18 protein-coding genes are annotated in these 15778 nt (G+C 54.2%); 3 read left to right on the forward strand and 15 right to left on the reverse strand.

Features of this window, described 5'->3' with window-relative positions; all coding sequences use genetic code 11:
• The 9 genes from EPE01S_RS22985 to fkpA form a co-directional block, all read right to left on the reverse strand.
• On the reverse strand, positions 1-159 hold a 159-nt coding region (locus EPE01S_RS22985), incomplete at its 3' end, for a GTP-binding protein (RefSeq protein WP_255210154.1).
• A gap of 68 nt (positions 160-227) precedes the next feature.
• Positions 228-2342, reverse strand: coding sequence for an elongation factor G (gene fusA, locus EPE01S_RS17095; protein ID WP_062747531.1), 2115 nt, complete (start codon positions 2340-2342; stop codon positions 228-230).
• A gap of 93 nt (positions 2343-2435) precedes the next feature.
• Positions 2436-2906: a 30S ribosomal protein S7 gene (rpsG, locus tag EPE01S_RS17100; RefSeq protein ID WP_004160604.1), complete on the reverse strand. Its 471-nt coding sequence runs from the start codon at positions 2904-2906 to the stop codon at positions 2436-2438.
• Between the two features lie 96 nt (positions 2907-3002).
• On the reverse strand, positions 3003-3377 hold the full coding sequence (gene rpsL, locus EPE01S_RS17105) for a 30S ribosomal protein S12 (RefSeq protein ID WP_003852912.1): 375 nt from the start codon (positions 3375-3377) through the stop codon (positions 3003-3005).
• 126 nt (positions 3378-3503) lie between these two features.
• Positions 3504-3791, reverse strand: a complete 288-nt coding sequence (gene tusB / locus EPE01S_RS17110) for a sulfurtransferase complex subunit TusB (RefSeq protein WP_062747533.1) — start codon at positions 3789-3791, stop codon at positions 3504-3506.
• A 7-nt stretch (positions 3792-3798) separates the two neighbouring features.
• The gene (gene tusC / locus EPE01S_RS17115; protein ID WP_062747536.1) at positions 3799-4158 is read right to left on the reverse strand and encodes a sulfurtransferase complex subunit TusC; all 360 of its coding nucleotides are present in this window, start codon (positions 4156-4158) and stop codon (positions 3799-3801) included.
• Positions 4158-4544 carry a sulfurtransferase complex subunit TusD gene (gene tusD, locus EPE01S_RS17120; protein ID WP_062747539.1) on the reverse strand — a complete coding sequence of 129 codons (387 nt, stop codon included), beginning with the start codon at positions 4542-4544 and terminating at the stop codon, positions 4158-4160. The genes tusC and tusD overlap by 1 nt, the downstream gene beginning before the upstream one ends.
• The gene (locus tag EPE01S_RS17125; RefSeq protein ID WP_062747541.1) at positions 4544-5266 is read right to left on the reverse strand and encodes a helix-turn-helix transcriptional regulator; all 723 of its coding nucleotides are present in this window, start codon (positions 5264-5266) and stop codon (positions 4544-4546) included. Before EPE01S_RS17125 ends, tusD begins: the two co-directional genes overlap by 1 nt.
• Before the next feature lie 201 nt (positions 5267-5467).
• Positions 5468-6298, reverse strand: a complete 831-nt coding sequence (gene fkpA / locus EPE01S_RS17130) for an FKBP-type peptidyl-prolyl cis-trans isomerase (protein ID WP_062747543.1) — start codon at positions 6296-6298, stop codon at positions 5468-5470.
• Positions 6299-6589: 291 nt separating this feature from the next.
• On the opposite strand from fkpA, the gene EPE01S_RS17135 reads away from it, so the two are divergent.
• Positions 6590-6808, forward strand: coding sequence for a protein SlyX (locus EPE01S_RS17135; protein WP_062747545.1), 219 nt, complete (start codon positions 6590-6592; stop codon positions 6806-6808).
• Positions 6809-6987: 179 nt separating this feature from the next.
• Here EPE01S_RS17135 and slyD read toward each other — a convergent pair whose 3' ends face one another.
• The 4 genes from slyD to kefG form a co-directional block, all read right to left on the reverse strand.
• Complete coding sequence (slyD, locus tag EPE01S_RS17140; RefSeq protein ID WP_062747547.1) at positions 6988-7536, reverse strand: peptidylprolyl isomerase; 549 nt, start codon at positions 7534-7536, stop codon at positions 6988-6990.
• Positions 7537-7673: 137 nt separating this feature from the next.
• On the reverse strand, positions 7674-7874 hold the full coding sequence (locus tag EPE01S_RS17145; RefSeq protein ID WP_162901020.1) for a YheV family putative zinc ribbon protein: 201 nt from the start codon (positions 7872-7874) through the stop codon (positions 7674-7676).
• 101 nt (positions 7875-7975) lie between these two features.
• Complete coding sequence (kefB, locus tag EPE01S_RS17150) at positions 7976-9781, reverse strand: glutathione-regulated potassium-efflux system protein KefB (RefSeq protein WP_062747551.1); 1806 nt, start codon at positions 9779-9781, stop codon at positions 7976-7978.
• The gene (gene kefG / locus EPE01S_RS17155) at positions 9782-10333 is read right to left on the reverse strand and encodes a glutathione-regulated potassium-efflux system ancillary protein KefG (RefSeq protein ID WP_062747553.1); all 552 of its coding nucleotides are present in this window, start codon (positions 10331-10333) and stop codon (positions 9782-9784) included.
• A 125-nt stretch (positions 10334-10458) separates the two neighbouring features.
• Here kefG and EPE01S_RS17160 point away from each other — a divergent pair, with 125 nt between their 5' ends.
• Positions 10459-12360 carry an ABC transporter ATP-binding protein gene (locus tag EPE01S_RS17160; protein ID WP_062747555.1) on the forward strand — a complete coding sequence of 634 codons (1902 nt, stop codon included), beginning with the start codon at positions 10459-10461 and terminating at the stop codon, positions 12358-12360.
• Between the two features lie 46 nt (positions 12361-12406).
• On the opposite strand, the gene EPE01S_RS17165 is transcribed toward EPE01S_RS17160, so the two are convergent.
• The gene (locus EPE01S_RS17165; protein ID WP_062747558.1) at positions 12407-13894 is read right to left on the reverse strand and encodes a nicotinate phosphoribosyltransferase; all 1488 of its coding nucleotides are present in this window, start codon (positions 13892-13894) and stop codon (positions 12407-12409) included.
• Positions 13884-14759 carry a ribose-phosphate diphosphokinase gene (gene prs / locus EPE01S_RS17170; protein ID WP_062747560.1) on the reverse strand — a complete coding sequence of 292 codons (876 nt, stop codon included), beginning with the start codon at positions 14757-14759 and terminating at the stop codon, positions 13884-13886. Before prs ends, EPE01S_RS17165 begins: the two co-directional genes overlap by 11 nt.
• A gap of 211 nt (positions 14760-14970) precedes the next feature.
• Between prs and EPE01S_RS17175 the strand changes: the two genes are divergently transcribed.
• The gene (locus tag EPE01S_RS17175) at positions 14971-15696 is read left to right on the forward strand and encodes an NUDIX hydrolase (protein WP_062747562.1); all 726 of its coding nucleotides are present in this window, start codon (positions 14971-14973) and stop codon (positions 15694-15696) included.
• Positions 15697-15778: the final 82 nt, after the last annotated feature.

Below are 15778 nucleotides of genomic sequence, written 5' to 3' on the forward strand. Positions count from 1 at the left end.
TGCGTTATCGATCTGGTCGAATGCACGAGCAGAACCGCCGTAGGTTTTAGCCAGAACGGTGGTGATAGCTGCAGTCAGGGTAGTTTTACCGTGGTCAACGTGGCCGATAGTACCTACGTTGACGTGCGGTTTGGAACGTTCAAATTTCTCTTTAGCCACGACAATATTCCTTACTTTAATGCTCTCACCCTTTGGTGAGAGCATATGATCAATATTTAAACTGTAGCTTATTTGCTACGAGCTTCAATTACGGCCTGAGCGACGTTGTTCGGCGCATCATCATACTTCAGGAACTCCATGGAGTATGAAGCACGGCCTTTAGTCAGAGAACGCAACTGAGTCGCGTATCCGAACATTTCAGACAGCGGAACTTCAGCGTGAATCTGAACGCCAGTAGCGTTAGATTCCTGTCCTTTGAGCATACCACGACGACGGCTAAGGTCACCGATAACGTCACCGGTGTTCTCTTCCGGAGTCTCTACTTCAACCTTCATGATCGGCTCAAGCAGAACTGGTGTTGCTTTCTTAAAGCCGTCTTTGAACGCAATAGAAGCAGCCAGTTTAAACGCCAACTCTGAGGAGTCAACGTCATGGTAAGAACCGAAGTGCAGACGAACACCCAGGTCAACTACCGGATAACCAGCCAGCGGGCCTGACTTCAGCTGCTCCTGGATACCTTTATCAACTGCAGGGATGTATTCACCAGGAATCACGCCGCCTTTGATGTCGTTGACGAACTCATAACCTTTAGGGTTAACGCCCGGCTCCAGTGGGTACATGTCGATAACAACATGACCGTACTGACCACGACCACCAGACTGCTTGGCGTGTTTACCTTCGATATCGGTAACTTTCGCGCGAATCGCTTCACGGTAAGCAACCTGAGGTTTACCGACGTTGGCTTCAACGTTGAATTCACGCTTCATGCGGTCAACGATGATGTCCAGGTGCAGCTCACCCATACCGGCGATGATGGTCTGGTTAGTTTCTTCATCAGTCCATACGCGGAATGATGGGTCTTCTTTCGCCAGACGACCCAGAGCCAGACCCATTTTTTCCTGGTCAGCTTTGGTTTTTGGTTCAACAGCGATCGAGATAACCGGCTCTGGGAACTCCATGCGCTCCAGAATGATAACGTTGTCCGGGTCACACAGGGTGTCACCAGTGGTCACGTCTTTCAGACCGATAGCTGCAGCGATGTCGCCTGCACGAACTTCTTTGATCTCTTCACGCTTGTTGGCGTGCATCTGTACGATACGGCCCAGACGCTCACGCGCAGATTTAACCGGGTTAAACACGGTATCGCCTGAGTTAACCACGCCAGAGTACACGCGGAAGAAGGTCAGGTTACCCACGAATGGGTCGGTAGCGATTTTGAACGCCAGAGCAGCAAATGGCTCGTTGTCGTCTGAGTGACGAACAGCCGGAGTATCTTTGCCATCATCCAGCATACCGTTGATCGCGGTAACGTCAGTCGGTGCTGGCAGGTATTCAACAACCGCATCCAGCATCGCCTGAACACCTTTGTTCTTAAAGGCAGAACCACAGGTGACCAGGATGATATCGTTGTTCAGAACGCGCTTACGCAGAGATTCTTTAATCTCTTCTTCAGTCAGCTCTTCACCGCCGAAGAATTTCTCCATCAGCTCATCAGAACCTTCAGCTGCGGCTTCAACCAGCTTCGCACGCCATTCTTCAGCCTGTTCCTGCATATCAGCTGGAATATCTTCGTATACGAAGGTAACGCCCTGATCGGCATCGTTCCAGTTGATCGCTTTCATTTTCACCAGGTCAACAACACCGGTGAATTTCTCTTCTGCGCCAATAGCCAGCTGCAATGGCACCGGGTTTGCACCCAGGCGCGCTTTCATCTGCTCTACGACTTTCAGGAAGTTAGCACCCATGCGGTCCATTTTGTTAACGAACGCGATGCGTGGAACTTTATATTTGTTAGCCTGGCGCCATACGGTCTCAGACTGTGGCTGAACGCCACCAACCGCACAGTAAACCATTACTGCGCCATCAAGCACACGCATAGAACGCTCAACTTCGATTGTGAAGTCAACGTGTCCCGGGGTGTCGATGATGTTTACGTGGTGTGGCTCGAACTGCTTAGCCATACCAGACCAGAAACAGGTGGTCGCAGCGGAAGTGATGGTAATACCACGTTCCTGTTCCTGCTCCATCCAGTCCATGGTAGCCGCGCCGTCATGTACTTCACCGATTTTGTGGTTTACACCGGTGTAGAACAGAACACGTTCGGTAGTGGTCGTCTTACCGGCGTCGATGTGTGCGCTGATACCAATGTTACGGTAGCGCTCAATGGGTGTTTTACGAGCCATTTGATTCCTCTGATTCTTAGACGTTCTAAGTTAAAAAAGCCCAGCAGGTGAGTCACTGGGACGCCCGCTGGGTTTATAACAACTACAGAGCTGTTACCAGCGGTAGTGAGCGAACGCCTTGTTGGCTTCGGCCATACGGTGAACGTCTTCACGTTTCTTCACTGCAGTGCCTTTGTTTTCTGCAGCATCAGAAAGTTCGTTCGCCAGGCGCAGAGCCATAGATTTATCACCGCGTTTACGAGCAGCTTCTACGATCCAACGCATTGCCAGAGCATTACGACGAACCGGACGGACTTCAACTGGTACCTGATAAGTAGAACCACCAACGCGACGGGATTTAACTTCCACGGTTGGGCGGACGTTGTCCAGGGCTACTTCGAATGCTTCCAGCTCGTTTTTACCAGAACGCTGAGCCAGGGTCTCCAGCGCGTTATAAACGATAGTTTCAGCAGTAGATTTTTTACCATCTACCATCAGGATATTGACAAATTTGGCCAGCAATTCTGATCCGAACTTAGGATCTGGCAGGATTTTACGCTGACCAATGACGCGACGACGTGGCATGGAAATACTCCGTTGTTAATTCAGGATTGTCCAAAACTCTACGAGTTTATTATGACATTTAAGATAAAACGTTTGGCCTTACTTAACGGAGAACCATTAAGCCTTTGGCTTCTTCACGCCGTACTTGGAGCGAGCCTGCTTACGGTCTTTAACACCTGAGCAGTCCAGCGCGCCACGAACGGTGTGGTAACGCACACCTGGCAAGTCTTTTACACGACCGCCACGGATCAGGATCACGGAGTGTTCCTGCAGGTTATGACCTTCACCGCCGATGTAGGAGGTAACTTCAAAACCGTTGGTCAAACGAACACGACATACTTTACGCAGTGCGGAGTTCGGTTTTTTAGGGGTAGTAGTGTATACACGAGTACATACACCACGTTTCTGCGGGCAGGCTTCCAGCGCAGGCACGTTGCTCTTTGCAACTTTGCGTACGCGTGGTTTGCGAACCAGCTGATTAACTGTTGCCATTAAATAGCTCCTGGGATTTAGCTTTTGCTTCGTAAACACGTAATAAATCGCCTCGCGGAATCACGAGGCCGCAGAATTTTAGGGCTCGGCTAGAAAAGAGTCAAGAAATAACCAGGATTACCGTACTTACCAGGTCATTTGTTGTGGATGACTGACTGCCAGCTCAACGAAACCAGTATAGCCTACTACGGTCACTTTGGATGAAATTTGAGCAGCCAGCCCGCGCGCATCGAGATCTTCACGCAGCGCATACACTGAGATGGGGGCATTTAGCAGCGCTTCAAGTACCAGATTCCCTTCCAGGGCAGCAATGACCCCATCCTGAAGCAGTAGCACCGCGTCACCTTCGGCTAACAGACGCAGCAGCGCAGAAATATCCGTACGAAAGGGTGAGGTCATCAGAGTATGTAGCATGGAGGCCTCAAAAAGTAATGACGCGGTCGTAATCGTTTAGTCTGGCGCGCAGGACGTCCGGTGCCAGAACCTCTGTCGCCAGAACCCTGGCGGCACCCGCTGCTATCCCTCTTTCAGCCAGCGCGGCCGCACACACATAGCAGCGCTCAACATCATAGAGTGGTAGCACGCCAAAGGTAGCGATGTAGTTCCGCGCCAGAATATGCTGTGGCTGCTGGTCTGCGGTCAGTTGCAGTACGCCGTCGCTGACAAAGAACAGCGCAATCTCATCGCTCAGTGCTGATGTGGCCAGAACGGCATCCAGCCCTTCACGACCACTGGAAGAGCCATGCGGAGCCTGGGTAAAAACAAACGCTATACGTGCCATCAGAACTGCACCAGACGATCGCAGGTCAGTGCCGCTTCGGCCAGTGAGCCCAGGCCTGACAGTTGGAATCCCTCCGCAAGGTTAGCAACGGGCAGGCCAAGCTGAGTGGCTTCCTGACGGTCGGTAATTCCCCGACGCTGCGCGGCCGCCACGCAGATATTCAACTGAACACCCTGCTGTTCATGTAGCTGCTGCCAGCCACGCGTGAGGTCGAACTCATCGCTGGCGGGTGCGTTTAACAGGCTGGCATTGAGCACGCCTTCACGGTAGAAGAAGATACTGTCCAGCGTATGTCCCTCTTCCAGCAGGGCATTGGCAAACAACCAGGCGCTACTGGCCTGCTGTGTACCATAGGCCGGCCCGGTCACCATCAGACAAAAACGCATTACTTTTCCTGCCCGTGGAAATCGCCGTTTTTAAACTGCCGGATGTAGAGATACACGGTGTGCTTAGAGATATTAAGGCGGTCAGCTACCTGATTAATCGCATCTTTAATGTCAAAAATGCCCTTCTCATACATGTTGAGAACGATCTGGCGATTCTTGGCATTGTTGGACACGTTACGATCGGCACTGACCTCTTCGATAGTGAACTCCAGCGTCTGCATAACCAGATCTTCGACCGATGAGGCAAAGTTGACCGAGGAGGCGACTTCCTGCGTTTCAGGCGGCATAAACGTCGCCATTATCTGCGAGAACGGCACGTCGAGATTCATATTGATACACAGCAGCCCAATGACCCGCTGATCACGATTGCGGATAGCGATCGTAACGGACTTCATCAGTACGCCGCTTTTAGCCCGGGTAAAATAGGCTTTGGATACATTGCTGTCCGCCCCCCTCATGTCATGCAGCATACGCAGGGCGAGATCGGTAATCGGCGAACCGATTTTACGGCCAGTATGTTCACCGTTGGCAATACGTACCGCCGAGCATTTGAGGTCTTCAAGCGAGTGCAGGACGATCTCGCAGTGCGAGCCGATCAGCATGGCAAGCCCGTCAACAACAGCTTCGTAGGATTTTAGAATTTCGAAATCACCGGGGGTAAAGGGGTGCTGCTCCAGCAGCTCCGAATCCGCAACCTCACCGGCGAAAAGTGAATTAGACATGAACGACACCACCCTTTGACAAGAGCCTGTCACACGGCGCCAGGGCAGACTCATTCTTATTAAAATGCGCGCGGGATAGTCTAGCAAATATGGGAAAGGCGTGTCCTGCCCTTTGTCGTTAAATACAACATGGCGCAAAAAAGGTGTGAATACAGTGGGCTAAGGCAAAAAAAAAGCCACCCGGAGGTGGCGTTTATCAGCTTATTTTTTGGCTTTAGCGTCGCCAGCGGCCGGGGCGGCCTGCTCGGCGTTAGTATCCGCTTTCGCCGCGGGTTTGATGTCGAGCAGCTCAACATCAAAGACCAGCGTAGAGTTAGCCGGAATACCCGGAACGCCATTTTTGCCGTAAGCCAGGTTCGGTGGGATCACCAGCTTAATCTTGCCACCTTTTTTAACGTGCTTCAGACCTTCAGTCCAGCCCGGGATAACGCCATCCAGACGGAATGACAGCGGCTCACCGCGCGTGTAAGAGTTATCGAACTCCGTACCGTCAATCAGCGTACCTTTGTAGTTCACCACCACGGTATCGCTGTCTTTCGGCGTCTCACCGGTGCCTTCTTTCTCTACCTGATACAGCAGGCCAGATTCCGTTTTCTTCACGCCTTTTTCTTTAGCGAATTTAGTCGCAAAAGCGTCACCTTTAGCGGCGTTCTCTTTCGCGTCTTTTTCCACCTTGGCCTGGGCTGCGCCCTTCACACGACCTTCAAAAGCTTGCAGGGTTTGTTCAATTTCCTGATCGGAGAGTTTGCTTTTACCCGCAAACGCATCCTGAACACCGGCGATAAGCTGGTCTTTATCCAGTGCAATACCCAGTTTTTCCTGCTCCTTCAGGGAGTTTTCCATGTAGCGACCCAAAGAGGCACCCAGCGCATATGCCGACTGCTGGTCGTCATTTTTAAATGCGGCATTTTTTGGGGCCTGCTGCTGTGCAGTCGGCTTAACCGGAACGGCATCAGCAGCCATAACCAGAGGAGCGTTCAGTGCAACAGCCATTGTGGTTGCTAACAATGTAACTTTAAACAATGATTTCATCCATTTCTCCAAAACCGAAGCATCTCACCTCGGAAATCGTTTGCAGACCTGCGGTCTGTAATGTACCTGGTGGCGCGATGACAAAAACAATCACACCGTAAAAACACGAAGTTAACTTCCGACCGCGTGATTATCCGAAAGTTTCAACACCGGTGTGGTGACAATCCAGCGCCTTTTCAACCTCTGGCGGCCAATTTACGCCATAACTCTTACTTCTGCCTGCATTTTACCGTTAGAATCAGAAAATTCACGAGCTCTGAAGCGGGGCCGGTAGTAACAAGAGGAAACAAAATGCAACAGCACGCACTGGAACAACGGCTGGAGATGATGGAAAGCAAACTGGCGTTTCAGGAGCATACCATTGATGAGCTCAACCTGACGGTGGTACAGCATGAACTGGAGATGGCTCGTCTGCGCGATCAGATGCGACTGCTGACCGATAAGTTGAAGGCGGCCGCGCCCTCCATGCTGGCGGATCAGTCCGAAGAGACACCTCCCCCTCACTATTAATATCCCTGTGCAGAAAAGCAAAAAGGCCACCCGGAGGTGACCTTTTATTGCTGATATTCCACAGTATTTCGCGTTGTAGCAAGGCGACCAGGCTTAAAAACACCCGCAGCACAGATAACTATGTGACCAGGATTCAAACGTGAAGCCAACGCCGCCACGGCGCGAAAAAAGGCAGAATATTAGTGGCTGCAGCCACAGCCGCCCGTGCCACAACCACCCTGACCGTGGTCATGGTCGTGATCGTGGTCATGATGATGGCCGTCAGCGCCGTGAACGTGGCCATGAGCCAACTCTTCTTCCGTCGCTTCGCGAATTGCGATAACTTCGACGTTGAAGCTCAGATTCTGACCCGCCAGCATGTGGTTACCATCAACCACAACGTGCTCATCTTCCACTTCGGTGATTTCTACCGGTACCGGGCCCTGGTCGGTTTCTGCCAGGAAGCGCATGCCAACCTGTAATTCGTCAACGCCCATAAATACGTCTTTTGGTACGCGCTGTACCAGATTGTCGTCGTAGGCACCGTATGCGTCGTTTGACGCGATATTCACATCAAACTTATCGCCTACCACGTGATCTTCCAGCGCTTTTTCCAGCCCGGAGATCAGGGAACCATGACCGTGCAGGTAGTCCAGCGGTGCACTCACCGGAGACTCATCAACCAACACACCGTCTTCTGTACGTACCTGGTATGCCAGGCTGACCACGAGGTCTTTTGCTACTTTCATGATTACTCCTAACCGTTGAGAGCTTGAGCCCTGATTCATTGACTGTTATTCGCAGCCTGGTGCTCTAAGTGGCGACGATTGTATCGAATTTCAACGCGGCTGTAAGGAACAACTGAAAAAAAGCTGAACGGCCGACGTTACTCAGGGTGAAATATTCCAATGACCTGCTCATGGGTTCGCACCTGTTCACGCGCCTGCTTGTCGGCTTCGCGCATCTGGTGGCCGCACTTAACGCACTCCACCACATCGATATTATTTTCCCGCCACAGAGCGAGTGTATCTTTTGCCTGACACTTAGGACAGGTTGCACCAGCGATAAAACGTTTACGCATATTAATCACCCATAAATCTGAAGGGGATGACCTTTAGTTACGGTCAGCCCGTTATGCCGCAGGGTGCAGCCAGACAGGCACCGCGCCCTGCGGGCCAACTGATGTCATCAATCGGCCTCATCCCAGCCATCAAATTGCCGTTTCTCATGCTGCATTTCGGCCTGGAAGATGTCCTCCAGTTCGCGTCGGGCTTCTTTCACCCTTGAGATCTGCTGACTGTCGCTATGATTCGGCATCAGTTCACGCAGCATGCGCATATCCAGGCGACGGAAGTGCTGCTGTGCGCGAAATGCCTGATGTGGGTGCATGCCCAGCGTCATCAGCGTCTTTCGGCCCAGCTCCAGCGCGCTGCTAAAGGTTTCACGAGAAAACTGTGAGACTCCCGCCTGCAGCAGTTCGTGTGCCTCAACGCGGCCACGGGCACGGGCCAGGATTTGCAGATGCGGGAAGTGCTGCTGACAGAGATGAACAATCTCCATCGCATCTTCCGGGCCGTTACAGGTTATCACGATCGACTGGGCCGTTTCTGCCCCTGCGGCACGCAGAAGCTCCAGTTCAGTCGCATCACCGTAATACACTTTGTAACCATATTTACGCATCAGGCTGACCGCACTGATATCGCGTTCGAGGACCGTAATGCGTTTTTCGTTGGCCATCAGCAGGCGGGCAACAACCTGCCCGAAGCGGCCGAACCCAACCACAATGACCTGCGGTTTATCATCTTCAACAAACGGTTTTTCCTGGCTGTCATCCACCTCATTGAAACGCCGTGCGAGGATCTTATCCACCCCCTGCATCAGCAGCGGTGTGGTCATCATCGACAACGTCACCGTCACCAGCAGCAGGGGCATCTGATCGCCACTGAACAGTTTTGCGGAGGCCGCCGCCGAGAACAGGACGAAAGCAAACTCCCCGCCCTGACTGAGCACCCCGGCAAACTGCAATCGTTCAGAACTACGCAGGCCGTAAATGCGCGACAGCAGATAAAGCACGCCGGTTTTCACTGCCACCAGTGTGATAACACCGATGAGGATTTCAATGATATGGGTATAGAGCACGCCAAGGTTTAACGCCATCCCCACCGAAATAAAGAACAGGCCCAACAGCAGTCCTTTAAACGGATCGATAGCGATTTCCAGCTCGTGGCGATATTCACTTTCGGCCAGCAAGATACCGGCAATGAAGGTACCGAGCGCCATCGACAGCCCCAGTGCATCCATAAACAGGGCAGAACCCAGCACCAGCAACAGAGCGGCCGCAGTGAAGACTTCACGGACGCCGGAGGCGGCGATAAAGCGGAAGATTGGCCGCAGCAGATAACGACCCCCGACCAGCATGCCACCAAAGGCCAGCACCTTCATACCGACTTTCATCCAGTCGGTATGCCCGCTGTCACCGCCGGCGAGCAGGGGCACCAGCGCCAGCGCAGGAATAACCGCCAAATCCTGAAACAACAGCACGGAGAAGCCAAGTTGCCCGGACTCATTGCGGTTCATCGCTTTGTCGCGCATGAGCTGCAAGGCCATCGCGGTCGATGACATCGCCAGGCCTATGCCACCGACGATCGCTGCCTGCCAGGAGAAATCGGTCAGCCATAGTAACCCTCCCAGCACCAGCGCGCTGAGGATCACCTGGGCAGCACCGACGCCAAATATTGACCTTCGCAGTTCCCACAGCTTGGAGGGTTTCAGCTCCAGCCCGATGATAAACATCAGGAACACCACGCCCAGCTCCGAGAAGTGCAGGATTTCATCAACGTCGCTGATAAACCCGAGCCCCCAGGGGCCGATAGCAATCCCGGCCAGTAAATAGCCTAATACCGCGCCGATACCCAGACGCGCTGCAATCGGCACGGCAATCACCGCCGCAAACAGATACACCACGCCTGCGGTCAGAAGACTTTGACCTTCCATCTACACTCCTCCGTGTGGCAACGGGTTAGACAACCAGTCGCCATAGGCGCGGGCATAATTTTTCATGACATCAGCAGACTGGCGTCGTGCCCAGTAAATCACCATGGGCGTCATCCAGTGCATACTGCACATCTGTGCCGTGAGTTCGAACGGACGCATAATGTCCGACATCGGATAACGGTTCAGCCCTTCCTGATGGTAGGCCGCTTCGGGCTCACCGGTGGTGATCACGCTGCGCCAGTATTTTCCTTCCAGCATGTTACCGCCGGGGCCGCTGGCAAAACCCCGCGACAACACGCGGTCCAGCCACTCTTTCAGCAGCGCGGGGCAGCTGTAGGTGTAAAGAGGATGTTGGAAAACGATGACGTCGTGTTCCCGCAGTAGTTGCTGCTCGCGGTGAACATCAATAAAAAAATCAGGATAGTGTGCGTACAAATCGTGCACAGTCACATGCTCCAGATGATGCGCCGGCTGTAACAAAACGCGATTAGCAATCGAATCCTGAGACTCCGGATGGGCATACAACAGCAGGACTTTAGGCGGCTGCGACATCATTCCCCTCCAAATCGTCGTCATAGCCGGAGATTTCCGCTACCATGCTCGACGCAACGGAACTCTGTGATTCCGAAAACTGATTATGATGGTGTAATTTAACATACTCTGAACTTACGGCGCTTATGATTGTATTCTCCTCGTTACAAATTCGTCGCGGTGTCCGCGTACTGCTGGACAACGCAACAGCCACGATTAATCCCGGTCAGAAAGTGGGGCTGGTGGGCAAAAACGGCTGCGGCAAATCCACGCTGCTGGCCCTGCTGAAAAACGAGATAAGCGCCGATGCTGGCAGCTTCAGCTATCCGGGGACCTGGTCACTCGCGTGGGTGAATCAGGAAACGCCGGCGCTGGACATTCCCGCCATTGAGTATGTTATCGACGGTGACCGTGAATTTCGTCAGCTGGAGTCTGAATTAGCGCAGGCCAACGAGATCAACGACGGCCACGCTATCGCCACGCTGCATGGCAAGCTGGATGCGGTTCAGGCCTGGACCATTCAGTCTCGCGCGGCCAGCCTGCTTGACGGTCTTGGTTTCACCCAGGAACAGCTGCAGCGCCCGGTCAGCGATTTCTCCGGCGGCTGGCGTATGCGTCTTAACCTTGCGCAGGCGCTGATCTGCCGTTCTGATTTGCTGCTGCTGGATGAACCGACTAACCACCTCGATCTCGATGCGGTGATCTGGCTGGAACGCTGGCTGAAAAGCTACAGCGGCACGCTGGTGCTGATCTCACACGACCGTGACTTCCTTGATCCGGTCGTTGATAAAATCCTGCATATTGAACAACAGTCGATCTTTGAATATACCGGTAACTACAGCTCCTTCGAGATCCAGCGCGCCACCCGCCTTTCTCAGCAGCAGTCGATGTTCGAACATCAACAGCAGAAAGTGGCGCACCTGCAAAGTTTTATTGACCGCTTTAAGGCGAAAGCCAGTAAAGCGAAGCAGGCACAGAGCCGCATCAAAACGCTGGAGCGTATGGAGCTTATTGCACCGGCCCACGTCGACAACCCGTTTACCTTCAGCTTCCGCGAACCGGAAAGCCTGCCTAATCCCCTGCTGAAAATGGAAAAGGTCAGCGCGGGCTACGGTGACAGGAAGATCCTCAACTCCATAAAACTGAACCTGGTGCCCGGATCGCGCATTGGCCTGCTGGGGCGTAACGGAGCGGGTAAATCGACCCTGATCAAGCTGCTGGCAGGCGAACTGGCACCGCTGCAGGGCGATATCGGCCTGGCGAAGGGTATTAAGCTTGGCTACTTCGCCCAGCACCAGCTGGAGTTTCTGCGCGCCGATGAGTCTCCCCTTCAGCATCTGGTGCGTCTGGCCCCGAAGGTGCTGGAACAGCAGCTGCGTGACTACCTCGGCGGCTTTGGTTTCCAGGGTGATAAGGTCAGCGAGGAGACACGCCGTTTCTCCGGGGGCGAAAAAGCACGCCTGGTCCTGGCTCTGGTGGTCTGGCAGCGCCCGAATCTGCTGCTGCTGGATGAACCGACAAACCACCTTGATCTCGATATGCGCCAGGCCCTGACCGAAGCGCTGATTGATTTTGAAGGCGCACTGGTTGTCGTTTCGCATGACCGCCACCTGCTGCGCTCCACCACGGATGACCTGTATCTGGTGCACGATGGCAAAGTGGAAGCCTTTGAAGGGGATCTGGAAGATTATCAGCAGTGGCTGAGTGACCAGCAACGGCAGGCCAGTACTGATGCCACCCCGAAGGCCGACAGTGCGAACAGCGCTCAGGCGCGTAAAGATCAGAAGCGCCGGGATGCTGAACTGCGCACCCAGACTCAGCCACTGCGTAAGCAGATTGAGAAACTGGAAAAGCAGATGGAAAAGCATAATGCCCAGTTGGCTGATGCCGAAAATAAGCTGTCTGACAGCGCGATTTACGAGCAGAGCCGTAAAGCCGATCTGACCGCCGCGCTGCAGCAGCAGGCAACGGCGAAATCAGCGCTGGAAGCGTGCGAAATGGAATGGCTGGAAGCCCAGGAAGAGTTAGAGTCGATCATGAATGCCTGAATGACGCCGGGACGATGGTTCATCGTCCCGGCGCGCTCTTCTAAGGTTACTCCGCCGCCAGCCGCTGGCGCAGTGCGGTCAGGTCCTCAACATTGTGCAGCTTGCCATCCAGGAAGCGGATTTTCAGCTCTCCGCCCTGCTCCTGCTGCCAGCTCTGACTGTCCAGCAGACAATATTTCCCCTCATCATCTTTCTCCACCCGCAGCAGGCCCCGCGCAGAGTTTTTCATGCCGTTGTCCGTTTTCGGCTGTTTGAAAATCTCACGGCCCACCCCGTTCACTTCGCCGTAGGTCGCCTTCATCGCGAAGCCGAAAGTATCACGGGTATTGTACTGGTAGGTGTAAGACCCCACGCCAAACACCACATTACTGCTGGCAAAACCTTTTGCCTCCAGGCGGCTGAGGATCTGATCGGCGCGTTCCAGGGTAATCGAGTCGCCGTAGATCAGCCCAACATGCGGATCCAGCACTTTGTAACCTTTGGCATTGACCGTGCCGCCAAAAATCTCCCACAGCACTTCTACCGAGCCTTTCTGTTCAGCACTGCGTGAGGGATCGCGATCCGCGTCATCACCGCTGCCGCAGAGGATCGCCACCGGGTCCCCGCTGTCCGGACGGAAGACCAGACGGCCCTCACGCGCCATAATTTCCGGCTTCAGCTCACGGCTGTATTCCGTCAGTACCTTCCAGTAGTCCCAGGTGTCCGACACCACCGAGACAAACCCGGCCGGATACAACTCCGTCAGCAGGCGACGGAAGGTGGCGATCTCTCCCTGCTCTTCCCCCATGCACATCACGCTGTGTTCAGTGGCGGGGATACTCCCGGCGATAAACGTCCCTGCCGCCGGCGTGTAGTACTGCTGCGCATAGAGGATCGACGGCAGGCTGTCAGTACCAGTAAAACTCAGCAGGTGGCCAACACCGGACTGTGCGGCATCGTGCAGCCCGGACATGCCCCGAAACGAGAAGTCATGGCACTGAAAATCAATGTGTGCCATATCGTCACAGGTGCGGTCTGCCCACCGCTGACAGATCTGGCGATAGTGGTGTGCCACCGTGGCATTGGTGGACGACTTCCACAGTTCCGCCGACATCACGCTCTCCAGATAATTGACCAGCCAGAAGAACTCATCCACGGTATTGGTGATGGTCAGCACCGGGATCTTCATCGGCACCTTACTGCCTTCATCCAGGCTTTTAATCGCCAGCGGCAGGTAGCCAAGACGATGAAGGGCACGGATGTGCTCAACGCTGACGCTATCTTTCCCGAGGTAACTGTCCATCAGTTGCTGATACTCCCCGACCACCTGCTCTTCCGGCTGGGCAAAGAATTTGTCATTAAACAGGTCGACCATAAACCACTGTAAGAACCCCTGCAGGCCGAAGAACACCAGCGAATCATCCGGCAGCGGCGACTGAAAATAGCGATTTCCACGCGGTGTGAAGTTGGAGTAGACCCGGTTCGTCCCCTGAGGATACTGCTCACGGTGCGAGGTTTTGTAACCGTCGATAGCCAGAATCGGATTAATTTGCATGTGTTGCTCCTTCACTGCGGTAAATGGTTTCAATATCAATCAGCTCAACACGCGCCGAAGTCTGGCCGGTTCCGGCCAGCGAGGTGGTGGTCCAGATGCGGTCAATACCCTGACTCAGCAGGTGATCGACACCTTTGCTGAACAGTCCGTGCGTGACGTACAGGCTAACAGAACGTGCGCCAGCCGCCCGTAACACTGTGGCGGATCCGATAAAAGTGCCTCCGGCATCACACAGGTCGTCGGCAATCAGGACATCCCTTCCCGTCACGTCGCCTTTCAGCAGTTCAAAACCGCTCAGTGCGCCGCTGGCAATATCGCGATGTTTACCGAGAATGCCGTACTCTCTGGCACTGACCTGCTGTGCCAGAGAATGAATTTTTTTCAGTGCTCCGGCGTCCGGGGCAATCAGCATCATGCCCTGCTCCAGGGCTGAGCGCAGGCTGCGGCTGTGCACCAGGCAACGATGCTGGGGAATAGCGACCAGACGGTCAACCACCCCGGCGGCCACATCGCTGTGGGGATCCAGCACCACTACACGGTCAAAGCGCAGCTGATTAAGAAAACCGGCAAAGACCTTGAGGGCAAAGCTGTCCCCGTCACGCATGGTACGATCCTGGCGGGCATATGGCAGCCACGGCAGCTCCAGCGTGGCCTGACGCAGCAGGCAGCGCTGACGTACCGCATCCAGCACCTGCGCCACCAGCATTAAATCGTCCATCGTCTGCATACCGCTGGCACGCAGCGTCAGGAGTTCAGCCCGGGGATCCAGCGGGGCAGAAACCCGTCCCCAGACCGCCCCATCAGGAAAACGCCCTGTTTCCAGCGCGACAGCCTGACCATCAAGCGTTAATTGCAGTATCATCATCACCGACCCCTTTTTCTTAATTAATGTCACAAGGACACTTATATAATTGTCCATGGGACAATAATTAACAAGCGAAAAATTACGCTGACGCGAATGAAGTTAATAACGCGTTGATTTACTGTAACATTAATTTATCCTTCGGCGTTGTTTCATTGAATCACCCCGCCAGGACTGCTATTGTGTCCGAGCGACACTTCCTGCAGGTAATACCATGTCATCAGAACACGAATATCTGGCGCACTACGACGCCTCACGCTATCCCTCCCCGATTGTCACCGTCGACAGCGTGCTGTTTACGTTATGGCAGGAGCAGCTGTGCGTGCTGCTGGTACAGCGCGCTAATCACCCGCAGCGCGGCTGGTGGGGGCTTCCCGGGGGGTTTATCGATATGCAGAAGGATGACTCCACGCGGGCAACCGCGCTACGCAAGCTGCGTGAGAAAACCACCGTCAATCCGCCGTGGCTTGAACAGCTGGCGACGTTCTCCGGGCCTGAACGTGACCCGCGCGGCTGGAGTCTGACCACCGCGTGGTATGCGCTGATCGCCGCAGAGGACTGTCAGGCAGAAAGTGATGACGTCAGCGACGCGCAGTGGCAACCGCTGGCCGGACTGGCATCGCGCAGCGATATTGCTTTCGACCACCAGCAGATCATTGCTGACGCGCTGAAACGACTGCGGCAGAAAACGCTCTACTCCCTGCTGCCGGTATACTGCCTGCCCGCCGCGTTTACCCTGACCCAACTGCAGGAGGTGACGGAGACCATCCTCGACCGCCCGGTTCAGCGTAAAAGCCTGATACGCCGCTTTGAAGCCTCAGAGATGTTTGAAGAAACCGGGGAAAGCGTAGCGACCGGCGCACGCAAGGCCAAGCTTTACCGCATGAAACCCGGCGTCAATATCCATAACTTCTCGCGTAACCTGATGAGCGATCAATAAGCAGCGGTCCGAAAATGACAATACCAGCGCCAGGGGAGATCGAATGGCGGCTGCAACGCTGTCGCAGCCTGCCACAGAAAGT

The organism is Erwinia persicina NBRC 102418 (assembly GCF_001571305.1).
Lineage (GTDB): Bacteria > Pseudomonadota > Gammaproteobacteria > Enterobacterales > Enterobacteriaceae > Erwinia > Erwinia persicina.

What these genes read in the sequence shown, in the direction of transcription:
- fusA (WP_062747531.1), bottom strand. Translation starts at nt 2,342, where the DNA reads ATGGCTCGTAAAACACCCATTGAGCGCTACCGTAACATTGGTATCAGC.
- tusD (WP_062747539.1), bottom strand. Translation starts at nt 4,544, where the DNA reads ATGCGTTTTTGTCTGATGGTGACCGGGCCGGCCTATGGTACACAGCAG.
- rpsL (WP_003852912.1), bottom strand. Translation starts at nt 3,377, where the DNA reads ATGGCAACAGTTAATCAGCTGGTTCGCAAACCACGCGTACGCAAAGTT.
- prs (WP_062747560.1), bottom strand. Translation starts at nt 14,759, where the DNA reads ATGATGATACTGCAATTAACGCTTGATGGTCAGGCTGTCGCGCTGGAA.
- EPE01S_RS17165 (WP_062747558.1), bottom strand. Translation starts at nt 13,894, where the DNA reads ATGCAAATTAATCCGATTCTGGCTATCGACGGTTACAAAACCTCGCAC.
- kefG (WP_062747553.1), bottom strand. Translation starts at nt 10,333, where the DNA reads ATGTCGCAGCCGCCTAAAGTCCTGCTGTTGTATGCCCATCCGGAGTCT.
- kefB (WP_062747551.1), bottom strand. Translation starts at nt 9,781, where the DNA reads ATGGAAGGTCAAAGTCTTCTGACCGCAGGCGTGGTGTATCTGTTTGCG.
- tusB (WP_062747533.1), bottom strand. Translation starts at nt 3,791, where the DNA reads ATGCTACATACTCTGATGACCTCACCCTTTCGTACGGATATTTCTGCG.
- tusC (WP_062747536.1), bottom strand. Translation starts at nt 4,158, where the DNA reads ATGGCACGTATAGCGTTTGTTTTTACCCAGGCTCCGCATGGCTCTTCC.
- EPE01S_RS17125 (WP_062747541.1), bottom strand. Translation starts at nt 5,266, where the DNA reads ATGTCTAATTCACTTTTCGCCGGTGAGGTTGCGGATTCGGAGCTGCTG.
- EPE01S_RS17160 (WP_062747555.1), top strand. Translation starts at nt 10,459, where the DNA reads ATGATTGTATTCTCCTCGTTACAAATTCGTCGCGGTGTCCGCGTACTG.
- fkpA (WP_062747543.1), bottom strand. Translation starts at nt 6,298, where the DNA reads ATGAAATCATTGTTTAAAGTTACATTGTTAGCAACCACAATGGCTGTT.
- EPE01S_RS17175 (WP_062747562.1), top strand. Translation starts at nt 14,971, where the DNA reads ATGTCATCAGAACACGAATATCTGGCGCACTACGACGCCTCACGCTAT.
- EPE01S_RS17135 (WP_062747545.1), top strand. Translation starts at nt 6,590, where the DNA reads ATGCAACAGCACGCACTGGAACAACGGCTGGAGATGATGGAAAGCAAA.
- slyD (WP_062747547.1), bottom strand. Translation starts at nt 7,536, where the DNA reads ATGAAAGTAGCAAAAGACCTCGTGGTCAGCCTGGCATACCAGGTACGT.
- rpsG (WP_004160604.1), bottom strand. Translation starts at nt 2,906, where the DNA reads ATGCCACGTCGTCGCGTCATTGGTCAGCGTAAAATCCTGCCAGATCCT.